This is a genomic window from Salipiger bermudensis HTCC2601 (assembly GCF_000153725.1).
GTDB lineage: Bacteria > Pseudomonadota > Alphaproteobacteria > Rhodobacterales > Rhodobacteraceae > Salipiger > Salipiger bermudensis.
On the sequence record NZ_DS022276.1, the window covers coordinates 1,516,515 to 1,532,170 of the forward strand.

Here is a 15,656-nt window from a genome sequence, read left to right on the forward strand (position 1 = left end):
GCCGATCACGATGAACAGGCAGAAGATCACCTTGAAGACGACCTCCTTGGCCGCGCCCTCACCGAACATGTAGGTCCAGGCCTTGAGCCCGTAATAGCTCCACGAGATCATCGTAGAGAAGGCGAAGAGCACCACCGCGATGGCCAGCAGCGCCGGGAACCACGAGAAGGCCTGCGCGTAGGCCGCCGAAGTCAGCTCGACGCCCGCGACCTCTCCGGCGGTCGAGATCCGCCCGGCCTCGGCATTCCAGACATAAAGCCCGGTCTCGGGATCGACGTTGAGCACCCCGGTGATGACGATCACCAGCGCGGTCATGGTGCAGATCACGACCGTGTCGATGAACGGCTCGAGCAGGGCGACATAGCCTTCGGTCACCGGCTCCTTGGTGCGCACCGCCGAGTGGGCGATGGCGGCCGAGCCGATGCCCGCCTCGTTGGAGAAGGCGGCGCGGCGGAAGCCCTGGATCAGCGCCCCGGTGAAGCCGCCCAGTACGCCAAGCCCGGTGAAGGCACCTTCGAAGATGCGCCCGAAGGCCCAGCCGATCTGATCGAAATTCATCAGCAGGATGATCACCGAGACGACGACGTAGAAGATCCCCATGAGCGGCACCACCTTCTCGGTCACCTGGGCGATCGACTTGATGCCGCCGACGATCACGAGGAAGGTTACCGCGGCGAGGATCAGGCCGGTGATCCAGCCCGGGTAGTCACCGAGCACGCCCGAGAGCTGCGCATGTGCCTGGTTGGCCTGGAACATGTTGCCGCCGCCAAGTGCACCGAGGATGGTGAAGATGCAGAACAGCAGCGCGAAGATCTTGCCGCCCGGCAGGCCGCGCTCCTTGAAGCCCTTGGTCATGTAGTACATCGGGCCACCCGAGACGCGCCCGTCAGGGTACTCGTTGCGATATTTCACGCCGAGGGTGCACTCGGTGAACTTGGTGGCCATGCCGAACAGGCCCGCCATGATCATCCAGAAGGTCGCGCCCGGGCCGCCGATGCCGACGGCGACCGCCACGCCGGCGATGTTGCCGAGGCCGACCGTGCCCGAGAGCGCCGTGGCGAGAGCCTGGAAGTGGCTGACCTCGCCGGCGTCATCCGGGTCGGAGTAGTCGCCTTTCACCAGCGAGATCGAATGGGCGAAGCCGCGCAGCTGGATGGCGCCGAAGTAGATCGTGAAGACCAGGGCGGCGACCACCAGCCAGAGCGCGATCCACGAGAAGTTGGTGCCGGGCAGATCCGCAAAGATGAGCGCCACGTACCAGCCGGTATAGTCGGCGAAGATGGTGTTGATGGTTTCGTCGATGCCCTGCGCCGCGGCCTGGACGGGCAGCAGCGCGGCAACGAGCGCGAAGAGCGAAGCGATACGATTGAACAAGGGACTGTCTCCTCGGGCTCAGGGAACGATGACGGTAGGAACCGGTGCGAGTTGGGCAAGCCCCAGCGTCACCGAGCCGAAGACCCGCGCGGCCATCGACTGGGAGCCGGAGCGTCCGACATAGATCACCGACGCACTGGCCTTCTTGGTTTCCTCGAGGATCAGCTCGACGACCTGACCGTAGCGGATCACGCCATCGGCGGCGATGCCCTCTGCCTCGCATTTCTGCAGCGCCGGGGCCATCACCACCTCGTTGGCGCGCGACAGCTCCTGCTTGCGTCGGCCATGGCGCTCCTCGACCTCCTGCGGTGTCAGGAAGGAATAGGCCGACCATTCCAGAACATGCACCAGCAGCAGCTTTGCGCCCTCTGCCTTGGCGCGGATGATCGCGTAGTCGAGAACCGCCGGATCAGCGGGATGTCCCTCGTAGGCGACCACGAAAGTCTCCGAACTCATCTTGAATATCCCCGTTGTTGTTATGATTGTTGCGGCCCGATTTTGTTGCGCCGCGAATGAATCAATGCTCGGTGACGAAACGGGTCGGTGTCACGAATTTTTTGCAAAACAACCCAAAATTGTACGTCTTCAAGCGGTTTCATGCCGGACAAAGGGCGGCGCCGCGACGGAAAACCCTTTCTATCACCACATGTAGGGCTAAGCTGACCTTGGCCGCGGCAGGGATGTCTGCGGCGAAAAGGGGGCGGCCGTGTCCGCGAAAACTGGGAGAACGACCATGGGCAAGAGAGACGAGCTGATCGAGAAATACGCCGAGGACCTGCGCAGCAAGTGCGGCATGGAGCCCGACATGGCGCTGCTGACCAAGGTAACCATCGGTTGCGGTCCGGCGATCTACAACGATGACGCCTCGACCGTGGCATCGAGCCAGCCGGGCGAGCTCGAGACCGTGAAGGACAATTTCCTGATCAAGAAGCTTGGCCTGTCGGATGGCCCCGAGCTGATGGACGCGATCAACGCGGTGGTCGAGACCTATGGCCGCTCGGAGCGCAACAAGTACCGCGCCGTGGTCTACTACATGCTGACCAAGCATTTCGGCAAGGAAGCGGTCTACGGCTGACCGCCGCGCGGGGCAGGGGCCGACCTCTCGGGAGGGCGGTCCGCCTTGCGCTTGGCCGCCGCGAGAGGCGGTGCCGGGCAGCGGGCGTGATGCTCGGCATTTTAAGCAGATCCGTTTTGTCGCGGGCGCGGTGGTCAGGTATACAGGGGAATGGCCAGAATGGCCGGATCCACATCGAACCGTGCGCTGCGTGGGAGCAGCCAAGGGGTGAGAGCGGAGCCCGGCCAGCCCGGGCTCCGCGTCGCATGACCCTTATCGGAATGGCCTGCGTCGAACTGCCCGCGCGGTCACCTCGGAACAGCACTAGCCCGATCACCGAACCGCCGAATGCCGTGCAACCGCAGTCGCCGTAGATCAGCGTCGGGCGGAAGCGCCGAAGCGCGTGTCTCCGGCGCGATTGCCCTGCTGTCGTGGCAGCGCCGGCGCACGGGCGATCTGCCTAGGGATCGAGACCGGCCATCTCGCAGACCAGCCGCCATTCGACCTCGGTCACCGGCTGCACCGAAAGGCGCGCGCTTTTCACCAGCGCCATCTCCGAGAGCGCCGGCTTCTGCTTGATCTGCTCCAGCGTCACCGGGGTCTTGGCGGCCTGCACCGCCTTGATGTCTACGCACTCCCAGCGGGGATCATCGGTGCTGCTGTCTGGATGGGCGGCAGCGATCACCTCGACGGTGCCGACCACGGCCTTCTCCTTCTGGGAATGGTAAAAGAAGCCCAGATCGCCCACCGCCATCTGGCGCATGAAGTTGCGGGCCTGATAGTTGCGCACGCCGTCCCATTCCTCGCCCGCATCGCCCTTGGCGACCTGGTCCTGCCAGGACCAGGTCGAGGGCTCGGACTTGAACAGCCAGTAGCTCATCCGATCACCTTCTTCCACGCCACCAGCTCGACGCTCTCGAACAGGCCGGCCTTGGCGTAGGGATCGTTGGCCGCCCAGTCCTGCGCCGCGGTCATGTCGGTCACGTCGAGGATCACAAGGCTGCCCGCCATCTCGCCAGCCTCGTCGAGCAGCGGCCCGGCCTGCGCCACCACGCCGGTCGAGTCGATATAGGCGAGATGGGCGTCGCGGTTGTCCTTGCGGGTCTGGAGCGCGCCGGTCTTGTCCTTGGCGATGAGGGCGATCAGCATGTCATTCTTCCTTCAGTGGTCGGTTGAGCAGGTAGGTGATGGCCTCCGAGACGCTGGTGCCGCCGCCGCCGACCTCGTGCACCATGGCGCAGATCGGCAGCTCGATCCCGAGCTTGGCGGCGAGCCGGCTCACCGCCTCGGCGGTCTTCACGCCTTCGACGGTGAGGCTCGGGTCGAAGCGCTCGTGCTTCCCGAGCGACAGGCCGAAACGGTAGTTGCGCGACAGCTCGGACGTGCAGGTCAGCGCGAGATCGCCGAGGCCGGACAGGCCGGCAAGGGTTTCGGGCCTTGCGCCCAGCTTGGCGGCAAGGCGGGTCATCTCGGCGAAGCCACGGGTCATCAGCGCGGCGCGGGCGCTGTCGCCCAGCCCCTCGCCGATGCAGGCGCCGCAGGCGATGGCGATGACGTTCTTCAGCGCCCCGCCAAGCTCGGCGCCGCTGGTGTCGGTGGTGCGATAGAGCCGCAATGCGCCGGTGGAGAGCTGCTGTTGCAGCGCGGTCCCGGCGGCTTCGTCGCGGCAGGCCAGCGTCAGCGCGGTGGGAAGGTTGCGGGCGATGTCGTCGGCGAAGCTCGGCCCGGTGAGGATCGCCGGAATCGCCTGCGGCTTGGCATGGGCGATGACGCCGGTGGGGCCGGTGAGCTCTTGCAGGTCGACGCCCTTGCAGCAGGCCACCAGCCGCTGCCCGGCCAGCGGGCTCTCGATCCGGGTCAGCACGGCATGGAGCGACTGCATCGGCACGGCGAGCAGGAGGGTCCCGGCCCGGGCAACGGTCGCGATATCGGTGCTGGCGGAGATCGCCTCGGGCAGTGGGATACCGGGCAGCCGGGGCGCGCGGCGGTCGCTGTTGATCGCGTCGACGGTGGCGGCGTCGCGGGCCCAGATGCAGATCTCGTGGCCCTCGCGGGCGAGGCTCAGGGCGAGGGCGGTGCCGAAGGCGCCGGCGCCGAGGACCGCGATGCTCATGCCTTGGCCCCCTTCTTGCCGGAGCCCAGCAGCGGCGCGGCGGCCCGGTCGAGCGGCCAGCGCGGGCGGGCCGAGAGCGCCATGTCAGAGGTCTCACCCTCGGCCAGAAGCTCGCCCCCGGCATAGGCGATCATCGCCGCATTGTCGGTGCAGAGCCGCAGCGGCGGGGCGGTGAATGCAACGCCGCGCTCGGCGCAAAGCGACTCGAGCGCGCCACGAATGGCCCGGTTGGCGGCGACGCCGCCGGCGATGGCGAAGGCCGGGACCGCGGGGGCGTCTGCGAGGTAGAGCGCGAGCGCCCGGCGGGTCTTTTCCGCAAGCACGTCGCGCACCGCGGCTTGGAACCCGGCGCAGAGATCGTCGCGGTCGGCCTCGTGCAGCCCGCCCTGCGCCTCGACCAGCTTGTCACGCATCCGCAGCAGCGCGGTCTTGAGGCCGGAGAAGCTCAGGTCGCAGCCCTCGCGGTCGAGCAGCGGGCGGGGGAATTTGAAGCGGGTCTCGTCCGCGTCGCGCGCGGCGGTCTCGACCGAGGGGCCGCCAGGCTGCGGCAGCCCGAGCAGGCGGGCGGTCTTGTCGAAGGCCTCGCCCGGCGCGTCGTCGATGGTGCCGCCGAGGCGGGTGAAGTCCTCGGGTCCGCGCACGATCAGGAACTGGCAATGCCCGCCCGAGACCAGAAGCATCAGGTAGGGATAGGCCAGCCCGTCGGTGAGCCGCGGCGTCAGCGCGTGGCCGGCAAGGTGATTGACCCCCACCAGCGGCTTGCCGAGCCCGGTCGCCAGCCCCTTGGCCAGCATCACGCCAGAAAGAACGCCGCCGATCAGACCCGGCCCGGCGGTCACCGCGATGGCGTCGATTTCGGAGAGCGGCAGGTCTGCCTCGGCCAGTGCCTGCTCGACGGCAAGGTCGAGCTTCTCGGCATGGGCGCGGGCGGCGATCTCGGGCACCACGCCGCCGAAGGCCGCGTGCAGCTCGGTCTGGCCCATCACCACGGAGGACAGGATCTCTCGCCCGCGCAGCACGGCGGCGGCGGTGTCATCGCAACTGCTTTCCAGTCCTAGGATGATCGGCTCGGGCATCGGCGGGTCCGTTGCATTGTCGTCCCCTTGCAGCTACCACCTGCTCATCCGCCCCACAATGCCGGAGCGCCTATGCCCCCGCCCGAGCCCATCCTGCTGCTGACCCGCCCGAAGGCGGCCTCGCGGCAGTTCCTGACGGCGCTCGAAGACGCGGGGCTGAGCGGGTTCCGGACGATCGTCAGCCCGCTGATCGGCATTGAGGTGACCGGGCCGCTGCCGGATCTCGAGGGCGTTGGCGGGGCGATCTTCACCTCGGCCAACGGGGTTCGGGCCTATGAAAAACTTGGCGGCCCGGTGCTGCCGCTCTGCTTCACGGTGGGCGATGCCACCGCCGAAGCCGCACGCAAGGCGGGATTCGCACCGAAGAGCGCCGGTGGTGATGCCGCCGCTTTGGTCGGATTGATCATCAAGGAGGCACCGGGGGTGCCGCTGGTGCATTTCCGCGGAACACATGCCCGGGGGGCCGTGGCCGAGCGTCTGCGTGGGGCGGGGCTCAGCGCCCGCGAGGCGGTGATCTACGACCAGCCTGCACAGGAATTGAGCGCCGGGGCAAAAGCGGCGCTTCAGGGCGATGCCCCTGTGATCGTTCCGCTTTTCTCTCCGCGAAGCGCGGCCCAATTTGCCGGTGGCGCCCGCGGCGGCGCGCCGCTTATCGTCGCAGCGATGAGCAGAGATGTGGCCGCGGCGCTGGAGGCGCTATATGTGACTCGACTGGAGATTCTGGCACAGCCCGACGCCATAGGCATGCGGCGGGCGGTGATTGGTTTGTTGACGGACTTCGGGGCGCTTGTGAAACCTCGCGGGTCTGTGAAAGGTTAGACAGGCGCGAGTACCGTGCCGAAGCAAGATTTTTGAAAGGGTGGAGCGTGGCCGACGAAAAAAAGCCAGTGGATGGCGCCGAGGAACAGGCAGACGAGGCGAAGACGCCCGAGACGGAACTGACCCCGGAGACAACCTCGGACGCGGTCGTGACCGAAGAGGACGACGCCGAGATCACCTCGAGTGAGGCCGGCGACGATACGCCGACCGGCGAGATCGAGGACCGCGAGGCCGACGAAACCGTCGCGGCTTCCGGCGATGACAGCCTCACGGATGACGACAGCCTGAGCGAAGCGGGCGATGACAGCCTCGCGGATGACGACAGCCTGAGCGCAGCGGGGGAAGACAGCCTCGCGGATGACGACACGCTGGCTTCCGGCGAGGACAGCGTCGGGGACGATACGCTCGAAGGCGATGACCAGATCCATTCGGCGGGCGAGGCCGAGATGCTCGCGGCGGAAGAGCAGAGCTCGGATAGCGATGCCCGCGAGTCGGACCCGGCCTCGGTACATGAACGGCTTGCCAGTTCCCGCGCGGCGTCAAGGGCCTCCGCGGCACCGGCCGCAGAGGTCGCGACCCACGAGACCGTGGTCGAGCGCAAGGGCGGGTTCATGCCGATGCTGCTGGGCGGGGTGATCGCCGCGGCGCTGGGCTACGGCGCCTCGTCCTACCAGTCCGGCACATGGCCCTTCGAGACCGCTGCCGAACCCGACAGCTTCCGCGAAGACACCACCACTGCACTGGGCGAGCAGGCCGCTCGCATCGACGCGCTGGCCGCCGAAGTGCAAACCGCGACGGACACCGCCAACGGCATCGACCTTTCGGGGCTCGAAAGCGCGGTCGAGGGGCTTCGCGCCGATCTCGACGCAGCGTCCGGCTCCTACGACGCGCTTGCCGGCCGCATCGACGCGATCGAGCGGCGCCCGGTGGAAGAGTCGGTCTCGCCCGAGGCCATGGCCGCCTACGAGAACGAGCTGAACCTGCTGCGCGACGCCATCGCCCAGCAGCGGCTCGAGGTCGAGGAAATGACCCAGCAGGCGCTCGAGGCGGAATCGAACGCCGAGCAGCAGGCGGCGCTGTCCAAGGCCCGCGCCGCGCTCTCCGAGGTCTATGCCGCGCTGAGCGCCGGCGAGCCCTATGCCGAACAGGTCAACACCATCGAGGCCAACGGCGTCTCGGTGTCCTCCGAGCTGTCCGGACCGGCGGGCGACGGCGTTCCGACGCTGGCCGCGCTCACCGAGGATTACCCGCCGGCGGCGCGTGAGGCGCTGTCCGAGGCGCGACGCCTCGAGAGCGACGCCGAGACCGGCACCCAGCGCTTTGCCACCTTCCTCGCCGACCAGATCGGCGCACGGTCGGTGACGCCGCGCGCGGGCGATGCGCCGGACGCGATCCTGTCGCGGGCCGAGGCCGCACTGCGGGACGGCGATCTGCAACAGGCTCTGACCGAGCTCGAGGCCCTGCCGGACGAGGCCAAGGCACCGCTGTCGGACTGGATGGCTCGGGCACAGACCCGGGTCGCGGCGGTGTCTGCCGCCGACGGTCTGGCTCAGGAACTGAACAAGGAATAAGGGTCGCACAATGCTCTGGTCACTTCTGAAGATCATTCTCTTCGTCGCCGTCGTGGCGGCCCTGACCCTTGGCGCCGGCTACGTGATGGAAAGCCAGGGCGGCATCCAGATCACCGCCGGCGGCTACGAGTTCAACCTCGGGCCGCTGCAGTCGGTGATTGCCGTCATCGTGCTGGTCATCGCGCTTTACGTGGTGTTCAAGCTGGTCTCGTTGCTCATCGCGGTGCTCAAGTTCATCAACGGCGACGACACGGCGCTGTCGCGCTATTTCGACCGCAACCGCGAGCGCAAGGGCTACCAGGCGCTGTCGGAAGGCATGCTGGCGCTGAGCTCCGGCGAGGGCAAGCTGGCGATGGCCAAGGCCCAGAAGGCCGACCGCTACCTGCACCGCCCCGGCCTCACCAACCTGCTGACCGCGCAGGCCGCCGAGATGACCGGCGACACGCGCAAGGCAGAAGAGGTCTACAAGAAACTCATCACCAACGACGAGACCCGCTTTGTCGGCATCCGCGGGATGATGAAGCTGAAGCTTGCCAAGGGCGACACGGAGACGGCGCTCAAGCTGGCCGAGCGCGCCTTTGCGCTGAAGCCCAAGCACCCCGAGATCCAGGACACCCTTCTGCAGCTTCAGGCCCAGAAGCACGACTGGCGCGGGGCGCGCCAGACGCTGTCGGCCAAGCTCAAGCACGGCTCGCTGCCGCGTGACGTCTACCGTCGCCGCGACGCGGTTCTGGCGCTGTCCGAGGCCAAGGACATCTTTGCCGAGGACAAGCCGATCGAGGCCCGCGAGGCGGCCATCGCCTCCGCTAAGGGCTCGCCGGACCTGATCCCCGGCGCCTGCATGGCGGCGCGCGCCTACATTGCGCGCGGGGAGCAGAAGAAGGCCGTGCGCATCCTCAAGAAGACGTGGAGCGTGCAGCCGCATCCGGACCTCGCCGCCGCCTTCGCGGAGATCGCGCCCGACGAGACCCCGGCGGAGCGTATGAAGCGCTTCCGCACGATCACCTCGATCCGCCCGGATCACCGCGAGACGCGCCTGCTGCGTGCCGAACTGGCGCTTGCGGCCGAGGATTTCCCCGAAGCGCGCCGCGCCATGGGCGATCTCGTCGACAAGGAGCCCGATGCCCGCACGCTGACCGTGATGGCGGCCATCGCGCGCGGCGAGGGTGCCCCCGAGACCGAGGTGCGTGGCTGGCTCGCCAAAGCGCTGGTGGCGCCGCGCGGCCCGCAATGGGTCTGCGACAGCTGCCACCATATCCACGGCGAGTGGGTGCCTGTCTGCGAGAACTGCGGTGGCTTCGACACGCTGAGCTGGACCACGCCGCCGCAATCCGACGCGGCCCCGGCGGGCGCCGAGATGCTGCCGCTGATCGTCGGTGCGCTCGAGGACACGTCCAAGGACGAGAGCGCCCAGGCTGAGGCCGAAGACGCCCCCGAGATCCTCACGCCCAATCCTCCGACCGAGGAGGGCAAGACCGCCGCCGAGGAGACGGTCGAGGATGCCGAGGAAGTCTCTGACGAGCCTGAAAAGGAAGGCGCAAAATAGCCCTTCCCCCCGGGCGGCCCCGGTGCTAAGAGGCCGCCCACCAGTGCCGGTGTAGCTCAGCTGGTAGAGCACGTCATTCGTAATGATGGGGTCGTAGGTTCGAGTCCTATCACCGGCACCAGGTCCCCTTCAGACCCCACCTGTTTCGCAGGCGATCAAGCCCAGCCGATTGGCGCAGAGCGATTCGCCACACCCGGCGAAGCGCGACGTTTTGCGTCTCGGGTGATTCGAGAGATCGCGGAATTTTGCAACCTTGGGGTGTGCTGGAATTTCCGAAGTCATTGATTCTCGGGGATTGCGACCGGATGCCGCGGTATAGCGGAGAATCTTCTGGACTTTGCGCCCTTCGTGATGTGTCGTGCGTCCCACGGAGATATCGGAGGTCGGCCCGCCGGGAGGAGGAGGCGGACCGACCGACAGACGGATGGCGCTGAAAGGGAGAAGGGCCATCCAGTCGTGTTCCGGTCGCCCCTGGGGAGGATTTGGGGCGACCGGGCGTCTTCTACCGAAGTAAGCACCCTGCCGAGGATCGCAACCGTGACGTCGTCGTTAACCCGCGACATGCGACCAATTGGCATATCCGCTGCACATCTTTTCATCGGTGTCCACGGCAAACGAGCCTCGCACGAGCAGCGCGGGAAATCACCCGACAGGCGTGTAAACCTCTTGGAAACACGTCTCGGGGTATCGAAGCCTTGGTTGCGCTACCGTTTCATGCTAATACGAAGGCCCGTCACTGCTCGGACGGGTTGCCACACAGGAAGGCCCATTCACTGGACAGCCCGTCTGCCCACGTCTTCCTGCATGTTCAGCAGTCCTTAGGGAGAGGATCACATGACATTTTTCAATCGCGAACAGGCCAACGCCGTAGAAACCCTGCTCAAGCGCGGCATGTCTGATTTCGATATCGCGCGCAGCGTCTGTGCCGACAACGAAGACCCGGAACTGCTGCTCGAGGCGGTCTCGGCCCAGCGCGAGCGCCGGGAGCGCGCCGACGCGCTCTGATCTGCTCAGCCGGAAAAACGACCCTGGGCGGCGATGGCTCGCCCTCGGTCCTGTCTGAGCCCGAGGCCAGACACCACTCCCGCGACATCAGGATCTCGACGCGCTGAAAAGCGGTCACGTGCCTTTGGGCATGTATCGAAGACTTCGTGGGGGAGGAGCGCGGCGACCCTCAGGGAGGAGGAGAGAGGGCCGCCGCTGATTTCCGGGGTTCAGGGAGGAGGAGAGAACCCCAGGAAACTTGTGAACACCTTGTCGGCGTTGTTGGTATACAAATAAGCGACGCTGCATTGCAGAACAATATCTCTTTCTGCAAGGCAGCAATGAGATTTTTGCATGGCCTTCAGGCCACGGGGATTGTGCAAGTGCGAAATGCCCTCCTGCAAGCCAGCGGCGGGGGCCGCAGAAGACCCCCGCCAAGCCCGGCTCAAGCAGAAAGACGGACCGGTCGTACAGACCGACACTCGTGACAGCGACACAACTCGTACCGTCAACACTGGTACTCGACGGCCAACAGGGCCGTGACCACTTACCCACTCGCTACGCGAACAGACACAAACACCTCACCCGGATCGGACCTTGCCCCAAACACACGGGGCGCCGCGTCCTGACCGGGCCACTCTTCACCGCACTCCCCGATACACTCGTGACCGCACGTAAAAGCTCACTGGTTACTGCACATCCCGAAACACTCGTACCGAACCTCTCAGGCGGGCCCCGAACACCTTGGGGCGCCGCACATTTCGTTGCCGTGGCCTCAGCCCGCCGCGCGCAGGCTTGGCGCCGGCTGACCCAACCGCTCCGCGATCAGATTGTTCCAAGCCGCCGCAAATTCCGCAGCGGCACCTGAGGCGCGGCTCTCGTCGGCTGCATCCGCGCCAGAGCGCAGGGCGAGCGAGAGCGCGTTGCTCCAGCTCGCGATGCCGTGGCCGCGCACGAAGCGGGCTTCCGACCCGGCGCTGTCGCGCAGACCGTCAACATCGGCGACCACCAGCCTGCGGCCTGCGGCCCGGGCCTCGAGCGCCACCAGCCCGTAGGCCTCCCAGCGCGAGGGCATGGCCACCAGATCGACGGCGCGCATCGCCGCCTCGGGCGAGATCGCGTGACCGTGGAACGTGATGCGCTCGTCCCCTTTGGCGAGGGCACGCAGGCTCTCTTCCTCGGCGCCGGTGCCAAAGATCTCGAGCCGCAGCGATGCGTCGCGGATCTCGGTCACGGCGCGGATCAGCAAGTCGAAGCCCTTCTGCCGGTCAAGCCGTCCGATGGCACCGATGGTGCGCCCGCCGGGGCGCGGCGCGGGCAGGGCGCGGAAGCTGCGCAGATCGACCGCCGAGGGGATGACCCGCAGCGCCTGGGGCTGCACCAGCCGGCGCGCGGTGAGCCAGTCGCCCTGAGCGTGGCTGACCGCCACCACGGTGTCGAACAGCGCGTAGGCGTTGCGCAGAAGGGTGAAGAAGCGCAGCTTCGAAGGCACGTTCAGCGCGGTGAAGGCCTCGGTATAGCTGTGCTCCACATGCACCAGCGGCAGGTGGGCATGGCGGGCGCGCAGCGACACCAGCGCCGGCAGCCGCCGCCAGCTGATCGAAAGATGCGAGACGATCATGTCGGCCTGCACCGCGGGGATGCCCTTGTTGCGCGGCACGGCCCGGATCTCATGATGCGCGGCCTGCGCCATCAGCGGCGAGCCGTAGATGTGATCCAGCACCCGCATGACGCCGCCGGGGGTGGTGTCGTCGACCAGGTGAACGATGTGGGGCAGCTTGGACATCACGAAACTCTCCTTTGGCAAACGAAGGCTCACGACCGGCCGGCGGTCAGGACATTGCGGGCGAACCGCATCGGGGCGTCGCCGTAGCGGGCACAGAGCCGGGCGGCGGCGAGGGTGGTCAGGCTGCGCAGCGGCTCTTCGTAGAGCGGCGCGCGGGATTCGGCGAAGGCGCGAGTGACCAGGTCGCAGGCGGCCTCGCCGTCGTTGCTGCTGACCGCGCGGCGGGCGAGGTAGCGCAGCTGGTAGGCGCGGGCCGCCGCCTCGTGGCGCGCGAAGAAGGCCGGGTCGGAGGGGCGCAGCTTGGTCACCATGCGCTCCCACGCGGCGAGCTGCGCATCGGTGCGGGCCGAGAGGCCGGTGGCGTTGATGCGGTACTCGGTGAGCAGGCCGGGCACGCCCTCCATGCTCCAGTCGGTGGTCAGCGCGAAGCGCAGCCAGCACTCGATATCCTCGGACTGGCGGAAGGTCTCGTCGAAGACCCAGTCGCGCTTGGTCTCGCTGGCGGGGCGCCACGAGATCGCCTCGAGCGCCTCGCGTCGGAACACCGGCACCGAGCCGTTGCCCACCGGGTTGCGCTTGAACACATGCGCGGTGCTCACATTGCTCAGCCGCGGGCGCATGGCGTGGCCGGTGCGGCGGCCGGTTTCGTCGATGAAGGCCGAGCCGGCATAGCTCAGGCCGACATGCGGCGAGGTGGCAAGGTGCAGCACGTGGGCGTCGAGCTTGTCGGGCATCCAGCGGTCGTCGGAGTCGCAGAACCCGATCAGCGCGCCGCGGGCATGGGCGATGCCGGTGTTGCGCGCGCCGGCCAGGCCACGATTGTTCTGCTGCACGATGCGCACCCGGCGGTCGCCCTTGGCATGGGCCTCTGCGACCGCGGCGGTGCCATCGGTGGAGCCGTCATCGACGACGATGATCTCGAAATCGCCGAAGCTCTGGGCCGAGAGCGCGTTCAGTGTCTCGGGCAGGGTGGCGGCGGCATTGAACGCGGGGACGACGATGGAAGCATAAGACATCGGGCGGCTCCTTATTTCGAGAACAGGGTGTGGCGCAGCGGCGCGGGAAGCGCCGGGGCGAGCATCGCGGCAAGCGCGGTGGCGGCCCCGCGATGCAGCGGGAACAGGAAGGCACGTGCGTCGCGGCGCAGGCCCGAGAGCGCGAGGCGCAGGGCGAGGCGCGGCTCGCAGCCGACCCGCAGCGCGCGGCGGGCGAGGTAGCGCAGGTGGATGGCCTCGGCGCGGTCGTCCGGGCTGAAACCGAAGCGGCGCGCGGTCTCCATCGCCTGCTCGCGGCCCCGGAGCATGGCGGCAAGGTCCGAGGACAGGCCACCGCTGCTGGTGCGGTAGCGGATGTGATCCTCGTGCAGGCCGCAGAGCTCGTGGCCGCTGCCGACGAGACGGATCAGCCACTCGAGATCCTCGTTGTGCACCATGTCGGCGCGGAAGCCGCCGAGCTTGCGGAACACGTCGGTGCGGACGGTGAGGTTCGACATGGTGCAGACCGGGTTCTCGCCCATCAGCATCGGCACGGTGACGCGGCCCTCGGGCACGGTCGAGCGGGCTCCGACCTGCGCCGGGTCGCTCTCGAAAAACCCGATGCGGCCGAACACGGCGTCGGCTTCGCCCATCAGCAGCGAGGTCACGACCGAGGAGAGCTTGCCCGGCAGCCAGATGTCGTCGGCATCGCAGAAGGCGATGAACGCGCCACGAGCGAGGTCGATGGCGCCGTGATTGCGCGCATCGCTCGGGCCCTTGCCCGGGTTGCGGACCACGGTGAGGCGGGGCTCGTCTTCGGCCAGCGTCTGCGCCACGGCAAAGGTGTCGTCCTGCGAGCCGTCCTCGACGATGATCGCCTGCCAGTCGACCCAGGTCTGACGGGTCAGGCTCTGAACCGTGGCGGGCAGGGTCTTGGCTGCATTGTAGGCCGGGATGACGATGGTGATCAGGGACATGGGCTTACACTTTCACGAAAGACTTCACGAGGACCGGTCCGAAGGCGAACCGAAGCGCCGGCAGGGAGACGATCAGCATCGTCAGGCTGGCGGTGACGAGGTAGCCCCAGGCGATGGTTTCGAGGCCGTAGGGGGCGGTGAGGGCGATGTTGGCCATCAGCGCGGCGGTGAGGAGGACGGTGGCGAGCAGTTCCTGCTGGGGCCGGCCCTCGGCGCGCATCCAGCCGGCGGCGGCGGTCCAGAGCATGGTCGGGATCGCGGCGAGGCAGAGAACCGAAACCACGCCGCTGAGATCGGCCCAGTCGGAGCCAAGGAGCAGCGGCACGTACCACGGTGCGAGCAGCGCCTGCAGCACCACCGCCGGGCCCACGAGGCCGAGCGACACGCCAAGCCCCTGTCGCAGCGCGGCAGAGCGTTCGCTGCTGCCGCACAGGTGCGGGAAGAGCACTGCGGCGAAGGCGGTCGAGAACGAGGTGGCGAGGCTGAGGCCGGCGTTGAAGGCCATGAAATACATGCCGAGCGCGGCCGGGCCGAGCAGGGCGCCGACGATCAGCTTGTCGGCCTGCATCCGCGCCGCCTTGACAATCTCGACCCCGAGCACCGCCCAGCCGAAGGACAGGAAGGGCCGGATCGGCGCCTTTCCGGCGGCCTTGTCGGCGCTCCAGGGGTGCAGGGCGCGCATCGAGACGAGCCAGAACGGCGCGGTCAGCAGCCGCGGCAGCACCAGCGCCAGCGCGGAGGGCCAGACCAGCGCCAGCAGCACCGAGAGCAGGTTCGCCATCACCGCCTGGCCGCCGGCAATCGCGGCGGTCTGCTTGAGTTTGCCGGCGCGCAGCGCGAGGCCGGTCTGCACCAGCCCGCCGGGCATGAAGAGATATTCGCCGGCAAGCACGAGGATCATCAGCGCCAGCGGCACGTTGCCGGTGAGCGCCCAGACGCCGGCGGCGATGGCGCTCTGCACGGAGAAGAGGCCGAGGCACCATGCCCAGTTCAGGCCGTGGGCGCGGTTGCAGGTCGCGGCAAGCTCGGTGTCGGACGCGGCGATGATGCGTTGCCCGACACCATTCTCCGTGAGTGATTTCAGCAGGTCCCCGGTGGCCAGCGCCGCTGCCGCGACGCCGATCTCGGTGGCATCGAGGGTGCGGGCAACCGCAATGACGACACCCAGCCGCGACAGCTTGGTGGCGACTTCGGAGGCGCCATAAGCGAGCAGGTGGCTCATCAGTGGGGTTGCGGTGCGGGACACGGTCAGGTTCTCCTTGATGTTGGAGTAACCATAAATTGCAGGCCGGGTGCTGTCCTGCGCTCGGCGGGAGAGCCAAGCAACTCATGAGAGAGTAATCCTACCCTTGAGGATAGGTAGGCACTGCACATGAGCGAAT

At 67.6% G+C, this 15,656-nt stretch carries 15 protein-coding genes and 1 tRNA gene; 6 read left to right on the top strand and 10 right to left on the bottom strand.

Annotation, left to right across the window (positions count from 1 at the left end; translation table 11 throughout):
- Together R2601_RS07235 and R2601_RS07240 are read right to left on the bottom strand one after the other, a co-directional pair.
- Positions 1-1,374 (bottom strand): alanine/glycine:cation symporter family protein (locus tag R2601_RS07235; protein ID WP_007795817.1); only part of this gene is annotated, 1,374 nt, incomplete at its 3' end.
- Between the two features lie 18 nt (positions 1,375-1,392).
- Complete coding sequence (locus tag R2601_RS07240) at positions 1,393-1,830, bottom strand: universal stress protein (protein WP_007795820.1); 438 nt, start codon at positions 1,828-1,830, stop codon at positions 1,393-1,395.
- Between the two features lie 277 nt (positions 1,831-2,107).
- On the opposite strand from R2601_RS07240, the gene R2601_RS07245 reads away from it, so the two are divergent.
- The gene (locus R2601_RS07245) at positions 2,108-2,449 is read left to right on the top strand and encodes a DUF2853 family protein (RefSeq protein ID WP_007795823.1); all 342 of its coding nucleotides are present in this window, start codon (positions 2,108-2,110) and stop codon (positions 2,447-2,449) included.
- Positions 2,450-2,888: 439 nt separating this feature from the next.
- Here the strand turns inward: R2601_RS07245 and R2601_RS07250 are convergent, their stop codons facing one another.
- From R2601_RS07250 to tsaD, 4 genes are read right to left on the bottom strand one after another with little or no spacing between them, the layout of a single operon-like run.
- Entirely contained in the window at positions 2,889-3,308 is a 420-nt protein-coding gene (locus R2601_RS07250; RefSeq protein WP_007795827.1) for an EVE domain-containing protein, read from the bottom strand.
- Positions 3,305-3,577: a YciI family protein gene (locus R2601_RS07255; RefSeq protein ID WP_007795831.1), complete on the bottom strand. Its 273-nt coding sequence runs from the start codon at positions 3,575-3,577 to the stop codon at positions 3,305-3,307. The genes R2601_RS07250 and R2601_RS07255 overlap by 4 nt, the downstream gene beginning before the upstream one ends.
- Before the next feature lies 1 nt (position 3,578).
- Entirely contained in the window at positions 3,579-4,541 is a 963-nt protein-coding gene (locus R2601_RS07260) for an NAD(P)H-dependent glycerol-3-phosphate dehydrogenase (RefSeq protein WP_007795833.1), read from the bottom strand.
- Complete coding sequence (tsaD, locus tag R2601_RS07265) at positions 4,538-5,617, bottom strand: tRNA (adenosine(37)-N6)-threonylcarbamoyltransferase complex transferase subunit TsaD (RefSeq protein WP_007795837.1); 1,080 nt, start codon at positions 5,615-5,617, stop codon at positions 4,538-4,540. The genes R2601_RS07260 and tsaD overlap by 4 nt, the downstream gene beginning before the upstream one ends.
- 72 nt (positions 5,618-5,689) lie before the next feature.
- Here tsaD and R2601_RS07270 point away from each other — a divergent pair, with 72 nt between their 5' ends.
- The 5 genes from R2601_RS07270 to R2601_RS26950 all read left to right on the top strand — a co-directional run bounded on the left by R2601_RS07270 (position 5,690) and on the right by R2601_RS26950 (position 10,558).
- Positions 5,690-6,436 (top strand): uroporphyrinogen-III synthase, encoded by a 747-nt coding sequence (locus tag R2601_RS07270; RefSeq protein ID WP_007795841.1) that lies wholly within the window; start codon positions 5,690-5,692, stop codon positions 6,434-6,436.
- Positions 6,437-6,483: 47 nt separating this feature from the next.
- A complete protein-coding gene (locus R2601_RS07275) occupies positions 6,484-8,007 on the top strand; it encodes a COG4223 family protein (protein WP_110740000.1) in 1,524 nt (507 codons plus the stop codon).
- A 10-nt stretch (positions 8,008-8,017) separates the two neighbouring features.
- Positions 8,018-9,553 carry a heme biosynthesis protein HemY gene (locus R2601_RS07280; protein WP_007795846.1) on the top strand — a complete coding sequence of 512 codons (1,536 nt, stop codon included), beginning with the start codon at positions 8,018-8,020 and terminating at the stop codon, positions 9,551-9,553.
- A 45-nt stretch (positions 9,554-9,598) separates the two neighbouring features.
- A tRNA-Thr gene (locus tag R2601_RS07285) sits at positions 9,599-9,674 on the top strand.
- A 713-nt stretch (positions 9,675-10,387) separates the two neighbouring features.
- Entirely contained in the window at positions 10,388-10,558 is a 171-nt protein-coding gene (locus R2601_RS26950; RefSeq protein ID WP_007795849.1) for a hypothetical protein, read from the top strand.
- A gap of 754 nt (positions 10,559-11,312) precedes the next feature.
- Here R2601_RS26950 and R2601_RS07290 read toward each other — a convergent pair.
- From R2601_RS07290 to R2601_RS07305, 4 genes are read right to left on the bottom strand one after another with little or no spacing between them, the layout of a single operon-like run.
- Positions 11,313-12,323 carry a glycosyltransferase gene (locus R2601_RS07290; protein WP_007795853.1) on the bottom strand — a complete coding sequence of 337 codons (1,011 nt, stop codon included), beginning with the start codon at positions 12,321-12,323 and terminating at the stop codon, positions 11,313-11,315.
- A gap of 29 nt (positions 12,324-12,352) precedes the next feature.
- Positions 12,353-13,339, bottom strand: coding sequence for a glycosyltransferase family 2 protein (locus R2601_RS07295; protein ID WP_007795855.1), 987 nt, complete (start codon positions 13,337-13,339; stop codon positions 12,353-12,355).
- 11 nt (positions 13,340-13,350) lie between these two features.
- Complete coding sequence (locus R2601_RS07300) at positions 13,351-14,274, bottom strand: glycosyltransferase family 2 protein (protein WP_007795858.1); 924 nt, start codon at positions 14,272-14,274, stop codon at positions 13,351-13,353.
- A 4-nt stretch (positions 14,275-14,278) separates the two neighbouring features.
- Entirely contained in the window at positions 14,279-15,496 is a 1,218-nt protein-coding gene (locus R2601_RS07305) for an oligosaccharide flippase family protein (RefSeq protein WP_007795860.1), read from the bottom strand.
- Positions 15,497-15,656 lie beyond the last annotated feature (160 nt).

Bases quoted from the DNA above. Each gene is read 5' to 3' on its own strand.
- R2601_RS07240 (WP_007795820.1), bottom strand. From the start codon at position 1,830: ATGAGTTCGGAGACTTTCGTGGTCGCCTACGAGGGACATCCCGCTGAT.
- R2601_RS07245 (WP_007795823.1), top strand. From the start codon at position 2,108: ATGGGCAAGAGAGACGAGCTGATCGAGAAATACGCCGAGGACCTGCGC.
- R2601_RS07250 (WP_007795827.1), bottom strand. From the start codon at position 3,308: ATGAGCTACTGGCTGTTCAAGTCCGAGCCCTCGACCTGGTCCTGGCAG.
- R2601_RS07255 (WP_007795831.1), bottom strand. From the start codon at position 3,577: ATGCTGATCGCCCTCATCGCCAAGGACAAGACCGGCGCGCTCCAGACC.
- R2601_RS07260 (WP_007795833.1), bottom strand. From the start codon at position 4,541: ATGAGCATCGCGGTCCTCGGCGCCGGCGCCTTCGGCACCGCCCTCGCC.
- tsaD (WP_007795837.1), bottom strand. From the start codon at position 5,617: ATGCCCGAGCCGATCATCCTAGGACTGGAAAGCAGTTGCGATGACACC.
- R2601_RS07270 (WP_007795841.1), top strand. From the start codon at position 5,690: ATGCCCCCGCCCGAGCCCATCCTGCTGCTGACCCGCCCGAAGGCGGCC.
- R2601_RS07280 (WP_007795846.1), top strand. From the start codon at position 8,018: ATGCTCTGGTCACTTCTGAAGATCATTCTCTTCGTCGCCGTCGTGGCG.
- R2601_RS26950 (WP_007795849.1), top strand. From the start codon at position 10,388: ATGACATTTTTCAATCGCGAACAGGCCAACGCCGTAGAAACCCTGCTC.
- R2601_RS07290 (WP_007795853.1), bottom strand. From the start codon at position 12,323: ATGTCCAAGCTGCCCCACATCGTTCACCTGGTCGACGACACCACCCCC.
- R2601_RS07295 (WP_007795855.1), bottom strand. From the start codon at position 13,339: ATGTCTTATGCTTCCATCGTCGTCCCCGCGTTCAATGCCGCCGCCACC.
- R2601_RS07300 (WP_007795858.1), bottom strand. From the start codon at position 14,274: ATGTCCCTGATCACCATCGTCATCCCGGCCTACAATGCAGCCAAGACC.
- R2601_RS07305 (WP_007795860.1), bottom strand. From the start codon at position 15,496: ATGAGCCACCTGCTCGCTTATGGCGCCTCCGAAGTCGCCACCAAGCTG.